This is a genomic window from Actinomadura darangshiensis (assembly GCF_004349235.1).
Classification (GTDB): domain Bacteria; phylum Actinomycetota; class Actinomycetes; order Streptosporangiales; family Streptosporangiaceae; genus Spirillospora; species Spirillospora darangshiensis.
The window spans coordinates 1-16,756 of record NZ_SMKY01000018.1 but is presented as its reverse complement, the minus strand read 5'-3'; the positions used below and the strand labels follow the sequence as shown (position 1 = coordinate 16,756).

Annotated in this window: 15 protein-coding genes; 11 read left to right on the top strand and 4 right to left on the bottom strand. The window is 72.4% G+C overall.

Features of this window, described 5'->3' with window-relative positions:
- Window positions 1-12 precede the first annotated feature (12 nt).
- From E1293_RS06505 to E1293_RS06490, 4 genes are read left to right on the top strand one after another with little or no spacing between them, the layout of a single operon-like run.
- On the top strand, window positions 13-630 hold the full coding sequence (locus tag E1293_RS06505) for a TetR/AcrR family transcriptional regulator (protein WP_132194868.1): 618 nt from the start codon (window positions 13-15) through the stop codon (window positions 628-630).
- Between the two features lie 25 nt (window positions 631-655).
- The gene (locus tag E1293_RS06500; protein WP_132194866.1) at window positions 656-1,810 is read left to right on the top strand and encodes an acetyl-CoA C-acetyltransferase; all 1,155 of its coding nucleotides are present in this window, start codon (window positions 656-658) and stop codon (window positions 1,808-1,810) included.
- A 2-nt stretch (window positions 1,811-1,812) separates the two neighbouring features.
- Window positions 1,813-2,988, top strand: coding sequence for an NADH:flavin oxidoreductase (locus E1293_RS06495; RefSeq protein ID WP_207938697.1), 1,176 nt, complete (start codon window positions 1,813-1,815; stop codon window positions 2,986-2,988).
- Entirely contained in the window at window positions 2,985-3,791 is an 807-nt protein-coding gene (locus E1293_RS06490; RefSeq protein WP_132194864.1) for an HTD2 family dehydratase, read from the top strand. The genes E1293_RS06495 and E1293_RS06490 overlap by 4 nt, the downstream gene beginning before the upstream one ends.
- Here the strand turns inward: E1293_RS06490 and E1293_RS06485 are convergent.
- The 3 genes from E1293_RS06485 to E1293_RS06475 all read right to left on the bottom strand — a co-directional run bounded on the left by E1293_RS06485 (window position 3,788) and on the right by E1293_RS06475 (window position 7,968).
- The gene (locus tag E1293_RS06485) at window positions 3,788-5,452 is read right to left on the bottom strand and encodes a glycerol-3-phosphate dehydrogenase/oxidase (protein WP_132194862.1); all 1,665 of its coding nucleotides are present in this window, start codon (window positions 5,450-5,452) and stop codon (window positions 3,788-3,790) included. The genes E1293_RS06490 and E1293_RS06485 overlap by 4 nt on opposite strands.
- A 107-nt stretch (window positions 5,453-5,559) precedes the next feature.
- Complete coding sequence (gene glpK, locus E1293_RS06480; RefSeq protein WP_132194860.1) at window positions 5,560-7,077, bottom strand: glycerol kinase GlpK; 1,518 nt, start codon at window positions 7,075-7,077, stop codon at window positions 5,560-5,562.
- Between the two features lie 45 nt (window positions 7,078-7,122).
- The gene (locus tag E1293_RS06475) at window positions 7,123-7,968 is read right to left on the bottom strand and encodes an MIP/aquaporin family protein (RefSeq protein WP_132194858.1); all 846 of its coding nucleotides are present in this window, start codon (window positions 7,966-7,968) and stop codon (window positions 7,123-7,125) included.
- A 246-nt stretch (window positions 7,969-8,214) separates the two neighbouring features.
- Here E1293_RS06475 and E1293_RS06470 point away from each other — a divergent pair, with 246 nt between their 5' ends.
- Together E1293_RS06470 and glpK (E1293_RS06465) are read left to right on the top strand one after the other, a co-directional pair.
- Window positions 8,215-8,982 carry an IclR family transcriptional regulator gene (locus E1293_RS06470; protein ID WP_132194856.1) on the top strand — a complete coding sequence of 256 codons (768 nt, stop codon included), beginning with the start codon at window positions 8,215-8,217 and terminating at the stop codon, window positions 8,980-8,982.
- A 39-nt stretch (window positions 8,983-9,021) separates the two neighbouring features.
- Complete coding sequence (gene glpK, locus E1293_RS06465; RefSeq protein WP_132194854.1) at window positions 9,022-10,548, top strand: glycerol kinase GlpK; 1,527 nt, start codon at window positions 9,022-9,024, stop codon at window positions 10,546-10,548.
- Here glpK (E1293_RS06465) and E1293_RS06460 read toward each other — a convergent pair.
- A complete protein-coding gene (locus E1293_RS06460; protein ID WP_132194852.1) occupies window positions 10,545-11,696 on the bottom strand; it encodes an acyl-CoA dehydrogenase family protein in 1,152 nt (383 codons plus the stop codon). The two genes, glpK (E1293_RS06465) and E1293_RS06460, sit on opposite strands and share 4 nt — an antisense overlap.
- A gap of 85 nt (window positions 11,697-11,781) precedes the next feature.
- Here E1293_RS06460 and E1293_RS06455 point away from each other — a divergent pair, with 85 nt between their 5' ends.
- The 5 genes from E1293_RS06455 to E1293_RS06435 form a co-directional block, all read left to right on the top strand.
- Complete coding sequence (locus E1293_RS06455; RefSeq protein ID WP_132194850.1) at window positions 11,782-12,477, top strand: GntR family transcriptional regulator; 696 nt, start codon at window positions 11,782-11,784, stop codon at window positions 12,475-12,477.
- Window positions 12,478-12,523: 46 nt separating this feature from the next.
- Entirely contained in the window at window positions 12,524-13,318 is a 795-nt protein-coding gene (locus E1293_RS06450) for an enoyl-CoA hydratase/isomerase family protein (RefSeq protein ID WP_132194848.1), read from the top strand.
- A gap of 15 nt (window positions 13,319-13,333) precedes the next feature.
- Complete coding sequence (locus tag E1293_RS06445; protein WP_132194846.1) at window positions 13,334-14,509, top strand: acyl-CoA dehydrogenase family protein; 1,176 nt, start codon at window positions 13,334-13,336, stop codon at window positions 14,507-14,509.
- Between the two features lie 90 nt (window positions 14,510-14,599).
- Complete coding sequence (locus E1293_RS06440) at window positions 14,600-15,784, top strand: CaiB/BaiF CoA transferase family protein (protein WP_243716054.1); 1,185 nt, start codon at window positions 14,600-14,602, stop codon at window positions 15,782-15,784.
- 113 nt (window positions 15,785-15,897) lie between these two features.
- A partial coding sequence (locus E1293_RS06435) for a serine/threonine-protein kinase (RefSeq protein WP_132194842.1) occupies window positions 15,898-16,756 on the top strand: 859 nt, incomplete at its 3' end.

Below are 16,756 nucleotides of genomic sequence, written 5' to 3'. Positions count from 1 at the left end.
GAGGAAAAGCGCATGAGTCCACGACGCCGCGACGCCGAGGGGACCGCCGCCGCCCGCGCGGGACGGCGGGCCGAGCTGCTCGCCACGGCCGCCGAGGTGTTCGCCTCCCAGGGCTACTCCGCCACCACCGTCCGGAAGGTCGCCGACGCCGCCGGGATCCTCGGCGGCAGCCTCTACTACCACTTCGACTCCAAGGAGTCGATGGCCGACGAGATCCTGTCGACCTTCCTGGACGAGATGTGGGCCGCCTACGGCCGCGTCCTGGACGCCGGGCTCAGCGCGCGCGACACGCTGGAGGCCGTCGTCGTCGAGTCGTTCCGCTCGATCGACAGGCACCGCCCGGCCGTCGTCCTCTACCAGAACGAGTCCAAGCACCTCGCGACGAGCGAGCGGTTCCACTACCTGCTCGACTCCCAGCGCCGGTTCGAGGAGATGTGGCTGTCCCTGCTGGACAGGGGCGTCGCGGAGGGCGCGTTCCGCGCCGACCTCGACCGGACCCTCATCTACCGCTTCATCCGCGACACCGTCTGGGTCGCGGCCAACTGGTACCAGCACGGCGGGCGGCTGTCCGCCGAAGACATCGCCAAGCAGTATCTCGCCATGTTCCTCGAAGGCATCAAGGCGAGCTAGCCCCCTGCACGAAGGAGACACCCCGATGGCCGAGGCATACATCGTCGACGCGGTCCGCGCCCCGGTCGGCCGGCGCAACGGCGGGCTCGCCGGAGCGCACCCCGCCGACCTCGGCGCGCACGTGCTGGCCGCCCTCATGGACCGGACGAAGGCCGACCCGTCCGCCGTCGAGGACGTCGTCTTCGGCTGCGTCGACACCCTCGGCCCGCAGGCCGGCGACATCGCCCGCACCTGCTGGCTCGCCGCCGGGCTGCCCGAGGAGGTCCCCGGCGTCACCGTCGACCGGCAGTGCGGGTCCTCCCAGCAGGCCGTCCACTTCGCGGCGCAGGCCGTCCTGTCCGGGACGTCCGACCTGGTCGTGGCGGGCGGCGTGCAGAACATGTCGCAGATCCCGATCGCGTCCGCGATGACCGCCGCCGCGCCGCTCGGCTTCACCGAGGGCCCGTTCGCCGGCTCCAAGGGCTGGACGCGCCGCTACGGCGACGCCGAGGTCTCCCAGTTCAACGGCGCCGAGATGATCGCCCGTGACTGGGACCTGTCCCGCGCGGACATGGAGGCGTTCGCCTACGAGTCGCACCAGCGCGCCATCCGCGCCATCGACGAGGGCCGCTTCGAACGCGAGATCGCCCCCTACGAGGGCGTCACCACCGACGAGGGCCCGCGCCGCGACACCACCCCGGAGAAGATGGCCGGGCTGAAGACCCTCGTGGACGGCGGGCGCCTCACCGCGGCCGTCTCGTCCCAGATCTCCGACGGCGCCGCCGCGCTGCTCATCGCGTCCGAGCAGGCCGTCAAGGACCACGGCCTCACCCCGCGCGCCCGCATCCACCACATCTCCGCGCGCGGCGAGGACCCCATCCGGATGCTGTCTGCCCCCATCCCCGCCACCGCGTACGCGCTGAAGAAGACCGGGATGACCATCGGCGACATCGACGCCGTCGAGATCAACGAGGCGTTCGCGTCCGTCGTCCTGGCCTGGCTCAAGGAGACCGGCGCCGACCCGGCGAAGACCAACCCCAACGGCGGCGCCATCGCCCTCGGCCATCCGCTCGGCGCCACCGGGGCGCGGCTGATGACCACCCTGCTCCACGAGCTCGACCGCACCGGCGGCCGCTACGGCCTCCAGACCATGTGCGAGGGCGGCGGCCAGGCCAACGTCACCATCCTCGAACGCCTCTGATCGTGGACGTCTTCGAGCCGGCCCGGCTCGGGCCGCTGACCCTGCGCAACCGCGTGATCAAGGCGGCGACGTTCGAGGGGATGACGCCGGACGCGGTGGTGACCGGCGACCTGATCGAGTACCACCGCCGTCCGGCCGCCGGGGGAGTGGGCATGACGACCGTCGCGTACTGCGCGGTCGCACCCGAGGGGCGGACCGAGCGGGGGCAGGTCTGGATGCGGCCCGAGGCCGTGCCCGGGCTGCGCCGCCTCACCGACGCCGTCCACGCCGAGGGTGCCGCCGCGTCCGCCCAGATCGGGCACGCCGGGCCCGTCGCCGACTCCAGCTCCACCAAGCTGCCCGCCATCTCGGCGGGACGGTTCTTCAACCCGCTCGGCATGGCCTTCACCAAGGTCGCCACGGCCGAGGACGTCGAGCGCATCACCCGCGCCCACGCGGACGCCGCCCGGCTGGCGGTCGAGTCCGGGTTCGACGCCGTCGAGATGCACTTCGGGCACAACTATCTGGCCAGCTCGTTCCTCAGCCCCCGCCTCAACAAGCGCAAGGACGGTCTCGGCGGCCCGATCGAGAACCGCGCCAAGGTCGCGCTCGGCATCGCCCGCGCCGTCCGGGACGAGGTGGGCGACCGGATCGCCGTCACCGGCAAACTCAATATGCGCGACGGTGTCCGCGGCGGCCTGGAGATCGACGACAGCCTGTACGTCGCCCGGAAACTCCAAGAGGAGGGCACGGTCGACGCCCTCGAACTGACCGCCGGCAGCTCACTGCTCAACCCGATGTACCTGTTCCGCGGCCCGATGCCCATCCCCGAGTTCGCGGCGAGCTACAACCTCCCCATGCGCATCGGCATGCGCATGTTCGGCAAGAGGTTCCTGCGCGTCTACCCCTACCAGGACGCCTACCTCCTGGAGCACGCCCGAAGGTTCCGCGCCGAACTCGACCTCCCGCTGATCCTGCTGGGCGGCATCACCACCCGCGAGACCATGGACAAGGCCATGGCGGAAGGCTTCCAGTTCGTCGCCATGGCCCGCGCCCTCCTCCGCGAACCCGACCTCGTGAACCGCATCGCCGCCGACCCGTCCACCCCGTCCCTGTGCATCCACTGCAACCGCTGCGTCCCCACCATCTACCAGGGCACCCACTGCCCCCTCATCCCGGCTGAGACGATGGGGGCGTGATCGATGTCGCGGGGTGGGCGCCGGAGCCGCAGGAGACGACCGAGGTCATCGACGCGGCGCCGTCGGCCGCGTTGGCGGGAATGCTCGACGTCGAGCCGCCGGGGGAGGAGCTGCCGCCGTTGTGGCAGTGGGTCCACTTCCTTGAGCGGCCCGCGCAGCGGGAGCTGGGACCGGACGGGCATCCGCGTGAGGGCCGGTTCCTGCCGCCGATCCCCGAGCGGCGGCGCATGTTCGCCGGGGGACGGCTCCGGGTCCACCAGCCGCTGCGCGTCGGCGATGCCGTCACGAAGCGGGTGGAGCTTGCCTCGACCGCGGTGAAGCAAGGGCGCAGCGGGGAGATGCTGTTCGTTACCGTCCGGCACACGTTTCTGCGGGACGGGGCCGAGATCGCGGTCGAGGAGCAGGACCTCGTCTACCGCAGCGGCGACGCGGCGTCCCGTCCGGGCGAGGTGTCGTTCGAGGCGCCGCAGGTGAAGGCACCCTGGACGCTTGAGATGAACACCGATCCGGTGATGCTGTTCCGGTTCAGTGCGCTCACCTACAACGCTCACCGCATCCACTACGACGAGGCGTACGCGACCGAGGTGGAAGGCCACGGCGGGCTCGTCGTGCACGGGCCGCTGCTCGCGATCCTGTGCCTGGAACTGCCGCGCCGGGCGGGCCTGGAAGTGCGGGAGCTGTCGTTCCGTGCCCGCAGGCCCGTCTACGCGCGGCAGCCGTTCGTGGCGGCCGGATCGCCGGACGGCGCCCTGTCGATCGAGGCCCCTGGCGGGGTCACCGCGATGACCGCCACGTTCGCCTAGGCGGCGGTGACCGGGGTCTCCTCGACGGCCGGTCCGCCGCGGCGCTCCGAGGCGATCCGCAGCACGTACCGCTTGATCTCGTCGTTGACCTCCTCGTCGCCCCAGCCCAGCACGGGAGCGATGAGTTCGGCGACGCGGGACGCCGCGGCGACGCCGCCGTCCCACTCCTCGATCGAGATGCGCAGCCGCCGCGCGAGGACGTCGTCCAAGTGCAGCGCGCCCTCGTGCGTCACCGCGTAGACGGCCTCGGCGCACAGGTAGTCCTCGGCGCCGGGGATGGGGGCGCCGAGCGCGGAGCTGTCCGCGACCAGGTCCAGGACGTCGCGGGCGCACGCCCCGTACCGGTGCAGCAGGTGCTCGATCCGCGCGACGTGCAGGCCGGACTCGGCGGCGAGCCGGCGCCGCTCGTTCCACAGGACCTCGAACCCGGTCGCGCCGAGGATCGGCAGCCGGGCGGTGACGGACGAGGGGACGGAGTCGTCCAGGCCCTCGGCGACGACGTCGATCGCGTCCTGCGCCATCACCCGGTAGGTGGTGAACTTCCCGCCCGTGACGACGACGAGACCCGGCACGGGTTCGGCGACGGCGTGCTCGCGCGACAGCCGCGTGGTGTCGTCCACCTCACCGGACAGCAGGGGCCGCAGCCCGGCGTACACGCCCTCGATGTCGTCGTGCGTCAGCGGGGTCCGCAGGACGGCGTTCGCCTGGTCGAGGAGGTAGCCGATGTCGGTGTGGTCGGCGACCGGTTCGTCCGGGCCGTCCTCGTGCGGGGTGTCGGTGGTGCCGACGAGCCAGTGCCTGCCCCACGGGATGATGAACAGGACGCTCTTGGACGTCCGTGTGATCAGCCCGGTGTCCATCGGGATCCGGTCGCGGGGCACGACCAGGTGCACGCCCTTGGACGCCTGTACGCCGAACGCCGCCCGGGACCCGGTCATCGCCTGGGCGCCGTCCGTCCACACACCGGTGGCGCACACCACGCTCCGCGCCCGCACGGCGATCTCCTGGCCGCCTTCCAGGTCAAGGACGCGCGCGCCGGTCACCCGCTCGCCCTCGCGCAGGAACCCGGTGACTTCCGCGCGGGTGGCGACCCTGGCGCCGTACTGGGCGGCGGTCCGGGCGACCATCATCGTGTAGCGGGCGTCGTCCACCTGCGCGTCGTAGTACTGGACGGCGCCGATCAGAGCGTCCGACCGCAGGGCCGGGGCCTCGCGCAGTGCGCCGCGCCGGGTGAGCTGCCGGTGCCGCGGCAGCGAGCGGGCGCCGCCCATCGTGTCGTAGAGCGTCACGCCCGCGCTGACGTACGCCCGCTCCCAGACCCGGTTGCGCAGCGGGTACAGGAACTGGACGGGACGCACCAGGTGCGGCGCGAGCCGGTGCAGCAGCAGGCCGCGCTCCCGCAGCGCCTCCCGGACGAGCCCGAAGTCGCGCTGTTCGAGGTAGCGCAGCCCGCCGTGGATCAGCTTGCTGGACCGGCTGGACGTGCCGGCCGCCCAGTCCCGCGCCTCCACGACGGCGACGGACAGGCCCCGCGAGATCGCGTCGAGGGCCGCGCCCGCGCCGACGATCCCGCCGCCGACGACCAGGACGTCGAACTCGGTCTCGGCGAGGTCGCGCAGGGTGTCCTCGCGGTACTGCGGGCCGAGGGCTACGGATGTCACTGCATGCTCCCGAGGAGAGATCGAGTCAAGTGTCCGGTCGCCGGGTTGCGGCGGGCCGTCGCCAGGAGGACCTCCGGGACAACAGCCCGCCGCGCTCCGGCAAAGGGTCAGTCCAGGTCGACCCAGTCGAGCGTGCGGTCGACGGCCTTCTTCCAGCCGGCGTAGCCGGTCCGGCGCTGGTCGTCGTCCCAGGTGGGCTGCCAGCGCTTGTCCTCGTTCCAGTTCTGGCGGAGTTCGTCGGTGTTGTTCCAGAAGCCGACGGCCAGTCCGGCGGCGTAGGCGGCGCCCAGGGCGGTGGTCTCGGCGACGACGGGCCGGGAGACCGGGACGCCGAGGATGTCGGCCTGCATCTGCATGCACAGCTCGTTGGCCGTGATGCCGCCGTCCACTCTCAGCGTGTCGAGGGCGACGCCGGAGTCCTCGCGCATCGCCTCGACGACGTCGCGGGACTGGTAGCAGATCGATTCGAGGGTGGCGCGGGCCAGGTGGGCGTTGGTGTTAAACCGCGACAGGCCGACGATCGCGCCCCGGGCGTCGCTGCGCCAGTAGGGCGCGAACAGCCCGGAGAAGGCGGGGACGAAGTAGACGCCGCCGTTGTCGTCCACCTGCCGGGCCAGTGCTTCGCTTTCGGAGGCGCCGGAGATGATGCCGAGCTGGTCGCGCAGCCACTGCACGGCCGACCCGGTCACCGCGATCGACCCCTCCAGCGCGTAGACCGGCTTCTCGGACCCGAACTGGTAGCAGACGGTCGTGAGCAGGCCGTTCTTCGACCGGACGAGCTCGTTGCCCGTGTTGAGCAGCAGGAAGTTGCCGGTGCCGTAGGTGTTCTTGGCCTCGCCGGGCGCGAAGCACACCTGCCCGACGGTCGCGGCCTGCTGGTCGCCGAGCGCGGCGGTCAGCGGCACCTCGCCGCCGAACGGCCCGTCCGGACGCGTCAGGCCGTAGGCGCCGGACGTCGACGACGGCTTGATCTCCGGCAGCATCGAGCGAGGAACCCCGAAGAACGACAGGAGCTCGTCGTCCCAGTCGAGGGTCTCCAGGTCCATCAGCATGGTGCGGCTGGCGTTGGTCGGGTCGGTGACGTGCACGCCGCCGTCCGTCCCGCCGGTGAGGTTCCACAGCACCCACGAGTCGGTCGTCCCGAAGACCGCGTCGCCGCTCTCCGCGGCCTCGCGCACGCCGTCGACGTTCTCCAGGATCCACTGGATCTTGCCGCCGGAGAAGTACGTGGCGGGCGGGAGACCGGCCTTGCGGCGGATGACGTCGCCCTTGCCGTCGCGCTCCAAGGCGGCGGCGATGCGGTCGGTGCGGGTGTCCTGCCAGACGATCGCGTTGTAGTAGGGGCGCCCCGTGCGCCGGTTCCACACGACCGTGGTCTCGCGCTGGTTGGTGATGCCGACCGCGGCCAGGTCGCTGTGGCTCAGGTTCGCCTTGTTCAGCGTGGTCTGGATGACGGCGCGGGTGCGTTCCCAGATCTCGGTCGGGTTGTGCTCGACCCAGCCGGCCTGCGGCAGGATCTGCTCGTGCTCGAGCTGGTGGCGGGCGATCTCGTTGCCGCCGTGGTCGAAGATCATGAACCGGGTACTGGTCGTGCCCTGGTCGAGGGCGCCGACGAAGTCAGCCATGCGTGCGGTCTCCTGGAGTGGTCGTGGCGGACGGGCCGGGACGGTTCACGCCGTCTCGTACTCGGGCTCGGGCTTCGCGCTCGCGGACAGCGGCTCCGCCGCGGGCAGGAACCGGCCGATCAGGAGCTTGTAGAGGCCGGCGCCGAGGACGCCGCCGATCAGCGGCCCGACGATCGGCACCCAGAAGTACAGGTGTCCGTACTGGTCGCGCCAGGCTCCGTCGTAGCCGGTGAGGAACTGGGCGAGGCGCGGGCCGAAGTCGCGCGCGGGGTTGATCGCGTACCCGGCGTCGGAGCCGAACGCCATCCCGATCGCCACCACCACGAGACCGATCATGAACGGCGCCAGGTTCGCCAGCGGCGGCTGGTTGCGCACGTCGGTGAGGACCTTGATCAGGAAGAGCAGGATGGCGGTACCGATGATCTGGTCGCGGAAGGCCCCCCAGGTGCCGACGGGAAGGCCTCCGTTGCCCGGCAGGGTCGAGAAGACGCCCTGCGACTTGATGGTGTGGCCCGGGTCGAACTTGGCGAGGATCTCGCTGTAGTTCCATCGGACGATCAGCGCCGCCACGAAGGCGCCGAGCGTCTGGGCCGCGATGTAGGGCGCCGTCTTGCGCCACGCGAAGTCCTTGAAGACGGCGAGCGCGATGGTCACGGCCGGATTGAGGTGGGCGCCGCTGATCCGCGCCGCGACGTAGACGCCGAGCGTGACGCCGAGGCCCCAGGCCCAGGCGATGCTGTTGTGGTCGCCGAGACTCTGGGGGTCGCCCAGGCCGCTTGCGGCGACGGCCTGGGCGACGACGCCGACGCCGAACAGGATGAGGATCATGGTGCCGGCGAACTCGGCGGCGAGTTCACCGGCCAGCGCGGGCATTCTGGGTCGTTCCGCCATGGGCACTCCTCGGCAGGTGGGGTGGACGCGAGCCCCGTGAGGCTGGCAGGACGGTAAGCCGGGACGGAACGCCGTACAACGGGGCGCTGCCGACAATGTCGAACACTTTCGCCGTGGCCTGGGGGCGGTTACCCTCCACCCTGTGCACCAGATCACAGAATCCGGGCAGTTCGGGGCGCATGGGACGGCGATTACGACGGCCGCCGACATTGTCGGCACCCTGCCGGGCGAACTACCATCGAATCCATGCCCGGACCTGTGCAGTCGATCGAGCGGGCGGCCGCGATCCTGCGCCTGCTCGCCGCGAGCTCGGGCCGGCTCGGAGTCGGTGAGATCGCCAGTTCGCTGGGCCTCGCCCGCGGCACCGCCCACGGCATCCTGCGCACCCTGGAGCGCGTCGGCTTCGTCGAGCAGGACGGCGGCACCGGCAAGTACCAGCTCGGCGCCGCCCTGCTGCATCTCGGCACCAGCTACCTCGACGTCAACGAGCTCCGCTCCCGCGCGATCAACTGGGCGGACGCGCTCGCCTCGCGCAGCGGCGAGGCCGTCCGCATCGGGACCCTGCTGGACGGGAAGGTCCTCGTCGTCCACCACGTGTTCCGCCCGGACGACACCCTCCAGGCCATGGACGTCGGCTCGCTGCTGCCCCTGCACGCGACCGCGCTCGGCAAGGCGCTGCTCGCACACGACGCGAACGCCGCCGCGTCCATCCGCGACACCGTCCTGGAGTCCTACTGCCGGCGGACCATCACCGACCCCAGGGAACTCGCACGGGCCGCCACCCGCGTCCGGGAGAGCGGCTGGGCCGCCGAGACCGAGGAGCTGTCCATCGGCGAGGCCGGCGTCGCGGCGCCGATCCGCGGGTACGGGGGACTCGTCGTCGGTGCCATCGGCATCTCCGGGGCGGTCGAGCGGATCTGCGACGCCCGCCGCGTCCCCGAGCCGAGGCTCGTGGCGTTCGTGCGGGACGCGGCCCGCGCGGTCTCCCGCGACCTCGGCGGCTCGCGCTGGTGACCGCGCGCCGGGGGCACGCCCAGGGGGAGGGGGCCGACAGTGACTGAACGGTACGTGATGTCGATCGACCAGGGCACCACGTCGACGCGGTGCATCCTGTTCGACCACGGCGGCCGCCTCGTGTCGGTGGCGCAGCGCGAGCACCGGCAGCACTTCCCGAAGCCCGGCTGGGTCGAGCACGACCCGATGGAGATCTGGCGCAACCTGGAGCGCATCGCCCCGGAGGCGCTCGCGCAGGCGGGCGTCACGACGAACCAGGTCGCGGCCGTCGGCATCGCCAACCAGCGTGAGACGACCGTCCTGTGGGACCGGCTGACCGGCGTCCCGATCGGCCGCGCCATCGTCTGGCAGGACATGCGGACCGGCGCCCTCGTGGACGAGCTGGGCCGCGCCCCCGGCGCCGCGATGGTCACCGAGCGCAGCGGGTTGCCGCTCGCCACCTACTTCTCCGCGCCGCGGATCCGCTGGATGCTCGACCACACGCCCGGCCTGCGCGAGCGCGCCGAACGCGGCGAGGTCCTGTTCGGCACGATGGAGAGCTGGCTGATCTGGAACCTCAGCGGCGGTGTCGACGGCGGCGTCCACGTCACGGACGTGACCAACGCCAGCCGCACCCTCCTCATGGACCTGTACACGCTGAGCTGGGACGACGGCCTGCTCGACTTCTTCGGCGTGCCGAAGGCGATGCTGCCGGAGATCAGGTCGTCCACCGAGACCTACGGGACGGCCCGCCGCGTGTTCCCCGGCGTGCGCGTCGGCGCCGCGCTCGGCGACCAGCAGGCCGCGCTGTTCGGGCAGACGTGCTTCGCCCCGGGCGAGACCAAGTGCACCTACGGGACGGGCGCGTTCCTGCTGATGAACACCGGCACCACGCCGGTCAAGTCCGACAACGGGCTGCTCACCACCGTCGGCTACAAGATCGGCGACGAGCCCGCCGTGTACGCCCTGGAAGGCTCGATCGCGATCACCGGCGCGCTCGTCCAGTGGTTCCGCGACGGCCTCGGGATCATCAGCACGGCGCCGGAGATCGAGACCCTGGCCCGGTCGGTCGACGACAACGGCGGCTGCTACATCGTGCCCGCGTTCTCCGGGCTGTTCGCCCCCCACTGGCGCAGCGAGGCGCGCGGCATCATCGTCGGCCTCACCTCCTATATCACCAAGGGGCACCTGGCGCGGGCCGTGCTGGAGGCGACCGGCTGGCAGACCCGCGAGGTCGTGGACGCGATGAACGCCGACTCGGGGCTGTCGCTGAAGGAGCTGAAGGCCGACGGCGGCATGACGTCCGACAACCTGGTCATGCAGATGGTCGCCGACGTGCTGAACGTGCCGGTGGCGCGGCCGATGGTCGTCGAGACGGTGTCGCTCGGCGCCGCCTACGCCGCCGGGCTCGCCGTCGGCTACTGGGCGGGCCTCGAAGGGCTGCGGCGCAACTGGCACCGCGCCGCCCGCTGGGTCCCCGCGATGGAGCCCGGCCGCCGCGCCGCCGAGTACGACAACTGGAAGCGGGCGGTGGAGCGCACCTTCGACTGGATCCGGGCGGGGGAGGACCCCGCCGCCACGCCCTAGATCCGGTTCCGCTCGATGAGCTGCTTGACGATGACGTTGCGCTGGATCTCGTTCGTCCCCTCGCCGACGATCATGAGCGGCGCGTCCCGGAAGTAGCGCTCGACGTCGAACTCGGTGGAGTAGCCGGCCGCCCCGTGGATGCGGACCGCGTTCAGCGCGATCTCCATGGCCGCCTCGGACGCGTACAGCTTGGCCATGCCCGCCTCCATGTCGCAGCGCTCGCCCGCGTCCAGGCGCCCGGCGGCGTCGAGGGTGAGCAGCCGTGCCGCCCGCAGCTGGGTGGCCATGTCTGCGAGGTAGTTGCCGATCGACTGGTGCCGCCAGATCGGCTTGCCGAACGCTTCCCGCTCCTGCGCGTAGCGCAGGGAGTCCTCCAGGGCGGCGCGCCCGACGCCGAGAGCGCGCGCCGCGACCTGGATCCGGCCGACTTCGAGGCCGCGCATCATCTGGGCGAAGCCCCGCCCCTCCTCGCCGCCGAGGAGCGCGCCGGGCGGCGCCTCGTACCCGTCGAACGACAGCTCGCAGCTCTCCACGCCCTTGTAGCCGAGCTTCGGCAGGTCGCGGGAGACGGTGAGGCCCGGCCCCGGCTCGACGAGCAGGATGCTGATCCCCTTGTGCCGCGGGGACGCGGCCGGGTCGGTCTTGCACATCAGCGCGATCAGCCCCGACGTCCGCGCGTTGGTGATCCACATCTTGGCGCCGTCGACGACGTACCGGCCGCCGTCGCGCCGCGCGGTCGTGCTCATGGCCTGCAGGTCGGAGCCGCCGGACGGCTCGGTGAGCGCCATCGTGGCGCGCAGCTCGCCGGTCGCCATCCGGGGCAGGTAGCGGGCCTTCTGCTCCTCGGTGCCGAACACGGCGAGCAGGTGGGAGACGACCGTGTGCCCGCCGAACGCGCCCGCGAGGGTCATCCAGCCGCGCGCCAGCTCCTCGGTGACCAGGGCGTAGCAGGCCTTGGACACGCTGACGTCGCCGTACGGCTCGGGCACGGCGAGCCCGTAGACGCCGAGCTGCTTCATCCGGTCGATGAGGTGCGCGGGATAGGTGCCCGCGTGCTCCAGGTCGCGGGCGACCGGCCGGACCTCCCTGTCGACGAAGTCCGCGACGACCTCGACGATGGCGCGCTCCTCGTCGCTGAGTGTGAACACGGCTGCCGATCTCCTTCCACGCCGACCCGAACTCTCATATATTTGATTTGAAAATACACCCGACCACGCGGGCGCACGGGAGACGATGACTGTGGCACTGTCCGGCGACCAGGCCCTCGGCAGGCGCCGCCAGTTGAGCGACGAGGTGGCCGCCTACGTCCGCGAGCTCATCATGTCGGGCCAGGTCGGGCACGGGGAGTTCCTCCGCCTGGAGCGGATCGCCGAGGACCTCGGGATCAGCGTCACCCCCGTCCGGGAGGCCCTGCTGTCGCTGCGCGGCGAGGGCTTCGTCACGCTGGAGCCGCGGCGCGGGTTCATGCCGGCGCCGCTGACCCGGCAGGACGTCCAGGACCTGTTCGAGGCCCAGGCGTACTTCGCCGGCGAGCTGGCCGCCCGCGCCGCCGGGAAGATCACCGAGACGGAGCTGGCGTCGCTGGAGCGGACGCAGGCGCTGCTGGAGGAGGCGTCCGGGAACCGGGACCCGGCGGCCATCGAGCGCGCCAACCACCGGTTCCACCGGGCGGTCAACCTGTGCGCCGGGTCGCCGAAGACGGCCTGGCTGCTGCAGCTCGTGGTCCGGTACGCGCCGCGCCGCTTCTACTCCAGCATCGAGGGCTGGACGCAGGCGTCGGTCGACGACCATCGCCTCGTCCTGGCCGCGCTGCGCGCCGGGGACGCCGACGCCGCGCGGCAGGCGATGCGCGCCCACATCCGGCACGCGGGCGCGCTGCTGGTCGTCCACCTGGAGGCGCAGGGCTTCTGGGAGGCCCGGCCGGAGTGACCTCGCCCGCGGGCCGTATCGTATAAAAAATTTCCGGGGAGGGCTGATGGACGACCGGGACGCGGCGGCCGCCGGCGTGGTCGCGGTGACCGACCACAACGCGACGCGCGTGCTCACAATGAACCGGCCCGAGGCCCGCAACGCGATCGACATCCCGATGCGCGAGCGGCTCTGGGAGGAGCTGGAGCGCGCCGCCGGCGACCCGGACGTCCGGGCGATCGTGCTGACGGGCGCGGGCGGGACGTTCTCGGCGGGCGGCGACGTCCGGTCCATGGAGGGCGCAGGCCCCGACGCCGTGCGGGCGCGGCTCGAACCCGTCCACAAGGCGGTCCAGCTGATCGCCACCTGCGGGACGCCGGTGATCGCCGCCGTCGAGGGCGCCGCCGCCGGGCTCGGCGTCTCGCTCGCCGCCGTGTGCGACCACGTGGTCGCCGCCGAGGACGCCCGGTTCGTCGCCGGGTTCGGCAAGGTCGGCCTCGTCGCCGACGGCGGGCTGCTCTGGACGCTCCCGCAGCGCGTCGGCATGGGCCGCGCCAAGGAGATGCTCGTGTTCGGGCGGACCGTGCCCGCCCCCCGCGCCTGCGAGATCGGCCTCGCCGACTCCCTCGCCCCGTCCGGCGGGGCCCTGGACGCCGCCCTCGACCGGGCCGCCGAGGCCGCCGCGCTCGCCCCGCTGTCGGTCGCCGCCGCCAAGCGCCTCCTGGCCCGCGCCGACCACGGCCTGGAGCGGCTGCTGGAGGCCGAGCGGGAGGAGCAGGCCGCGCTGTTCGGCAGCGCCGACTTCGCCGAGGGGCGCGCCGCGTTCGCCGGGCGCCGCCCGCCGCGCTTCGAGGGACGCTAGAGGGAGGAGCAGAAGGTGAGCAGGCTGCAGCAGACCCACGGGCTGTCGGACGAGCAGCGGGAGATCGTCGCGACCGTCCGGGCGTTCGTCGACAAGGAGATCCTCCCGGTCGCCACCGATCTGGAGCACGCCGACGAGTACCCGCAGGCCATCGTCGACGGGATGCGGGACCTCGGGCTGTTCGGCCTGACGATCGGCGCGGAGCACGGCGGGCTCGGCGCGTCGCTGCTGACGTACGCGCTGGTCGTGGAGGAGCTGTCGCGGGGCTGGATGAGCGTGTCGGGCATCGTCAACACCCACTTCATCGTCGCCTGGATGATCACCCAGCACGGCACGGACGAGCAGCGGGCGCGCTACCTGCCGAAGATGGCGGCCGGCGAGATCCGCGGCGCGTTCTCGATGTCGGAGCCCGGCTGCGGCTCGGACGTGTCCGCCATCAGGACGCGCGCCGTCCCGGACGGCGACGCGTACGTCATCGACGGCCAGAAGATGTGGCTGACCAATGGAGGCTCGGCCAACCTCGTCGCCACGCTGGTCAAGACCGACCCCGATGCGGGCCACCGCGGCATGACGACCTTCCTCGTCGACAAGACCCCCGGGTTCGGCGAGGTCGCGCCCGGCCTGACCGTCCCCGGCAAGATCGAGAAGATGGGCTACAAGGGCGTCGACACCACCGAGCTGGTCTTCGACGGGTACCGGATCCCGGCCGCTCAGGTCCTCGGCGGGACGCCGGGACGCGGCTTCTACCAGATGATGGACGGCGTCGAGGTCGGCCGCGTCAACGTGGCCGCCCGCGGCTGCGGCGTCGCGAAGCGCGCCTACGAGCTGGCCCTCGCCTACGCCCGGCAGCGCGAGACGTTCGGCAAGCCGATCGCCGAGCACCAGGCCGTCCTGTTCCGGCTCGCGGAGATGGCGACCAAGGTCGAGGCCGCGCACCAGATGATGGTGATGGCGGCGCGCCGCAAGGACTCCGGCGAGCGCAACGACCTTGAGGCGGGCATGGCCAAGTACCTGGCCAGCGAGTACTGCAAGGAGGTCGTGGAAGACGCGTTCCGCATCCACGGCGGCTACGCCTACTCCAAGGAGTACGAGATCGAGCGCCTCTACCGCGAGGCCCCCATGCTGCTGATCGGCGAGGGCACCGCCGACATCCAAAAGATGATCATCGGCCGCCGCTTGCTGGAGGGTTGAGCGATGACCGCAGCGGAGCGCCGGCGCAGCGAGGATCGTCGGTCGGCCCCCTTGCGGGGGTCTGGGGGTCGTCCCCCAGAAGGTGCTGCCGTGCTTCCGCTGGAAGGGGTCACGGTCGTCGCGCTGGAGCAGGCGGTGGCGGCGCCGTTCGCGACGCGGCAGCTCGCAGACCAGGGCGCCCGCGTCATCAAGGTGGAGCGCGTGGACGGCGGCGACTTCGCCCGCGCCTACGACACGGCCGTGCGCGGCGGCCTCGGTACGCACTTCGCGTGGCTCAACCGCTCGAAGGAGTCGGTCGCGCTCGACCTCAAGCAGGACGCGGGCCGCGCGATCCTCGCCGACCTGGTCGCGGGCGCCGACGTGTTCCTGCAGAACCTCGCGCCCGGCGCGGCGGCCCGCCTGGGGTTCGGCGCGGACGAGCTGCGCGCCCGCGACCCCAGGCTGATCGTCGTCGACATGTCCGGGTACGGGACGCGCGGGCCGTACCGGGACAAGCGCGCCTACGACATGCTCGTCCAGGCCGAGGCCGGGCTGATCTCGGTCACCGGCACCCCGGACACGCCGGCGAAGGCGGGCTCGCCGCTGGCCGACATCGCCGCCGGCATGTACGCGTTCTCCGGGACGCTCGCCGCGCTCGTCCGGCGCGGCACCACCGGGGAGGGCGCGTCGATCGAGATCACCATGTTCGACGCGGTCGCCGAGTGGATGGGCCAGGCGATGTACACGACGCTCTACACCGGCACCCCGCCGCCGCGCACCCGGCTGAGCCACCCGGTGATCGCGCCCTACGACGCCTACCCGACGTCCGACGGCGTGGACGTCGTGATCGGCGTCCAGAACGACCGCGGCTGGGCCACCCTGGCGGCCGAGGTGCTGGAGCGGCCCGACCTCGTCACCGACCCCGAGTACGCGACCAACCGCGCGCGGGTCCGCAACCGGGAGAAGGTGGACGCGATCGTCGCCGGCGTCACGTCCCGTATGGGACGCGACGAGCTGCTCCGGCGGCTCGACGAGGCGGGCGTGCCCAACGCCTCGCTGAACGACGGCCACGGCCTGATCGGCCACCCGCAGCTCGCCGAGCGGGACCGCTGGCGCGAGGTCGGCTCCCCGGTCGGCGGCATCCGGGCGCTCCTCCCGCCGATCACGTTCGCCGGCACCGAGCCCCGCATGGACCCGATCCCCGCGCTCGGCGAGCACACCGACGGCGTCCTGCGCGAGCTGGGCCGCGACGACGCCGCGATCGCGGCCCTCCGCGCCGCCGGCACGGTGGCCTGAGCCCGCCGCCGTGGTGCACGCCGCGTCACCGGTATTTCGCTGTCCGGGATGCCGGACGCCAAGCCGTGCATTAGGGTACGGAAACCGTTTAATGATCATGGGGGTCGTCGAGCATGCCGGCAACGGAGCCGTTGCACCCAGAGGATCCGCCCCGGGTCGGGCCCTACCGGCTGGACGGCCGCCTCGGGGCGGGCGGCCAGGGCGTGGTCTACCTCGGGTACGCGGGCGACGGGGTGCCCGTCGCCGTCAAGCTGCTGCGCGAGGAACTCGCCGCCGACACCCGCGTCCGGGAGCGCTTCACCAAGGAGATCGCCGCCGCGCGCCGGGTGGACCCCTTCTGCATCGCGCAGGTCCTCGACGCCTCCCTTGAGGGCACCCGCCCGTACATCGTCACCGAGTACGTCGAGGGACCCTCGCTCCAGCAGGCGGGGCCGCGCCCCGGGACGGCCGCGGTGCAGCGGCTCGCGGTCGCGACCGCGACGGCGCTGGCGGCGGTCCACGACGCGGGCATCGTGCACCGCGACTTCAAGCCGTCCAACGTACTGCTCGGCCCGGACGGGCCCCGGGTGATCGACTTCGGCATCGCCCGCGACACCGAGGCCCCCCTCACGGTCACCAGCAGCATCATCGGGACCCCCGCCTACATGGCGCCCGAGCAGTTCGAGGCGGGGCCGATCGGACCGGCCGCCGACGTGTTCGCCTGGGCGGCCGTCGTCACCTACGCCACCACCGGCCGGCCGCCCTTCGGCGCCGACAGCTTCCCGGCGATCATGAGGCGGGTGCTGAGCGGCGAGCCGGATCTCGGCGACCTGGCCGAGCCGCTCCGGTCGATCGTCGTCTCCTGCCTCGCCAAGGACCCGGCCCGGCGCCCTGCCATGCAGGACGTGCTGCTGCGCCTGGTCAGCGGCCGGTCCGCGCAGACCGGCCCGAGACCTCCCGCCGTGCCCACCCCCGCAGTGCCCACTCCCGCGG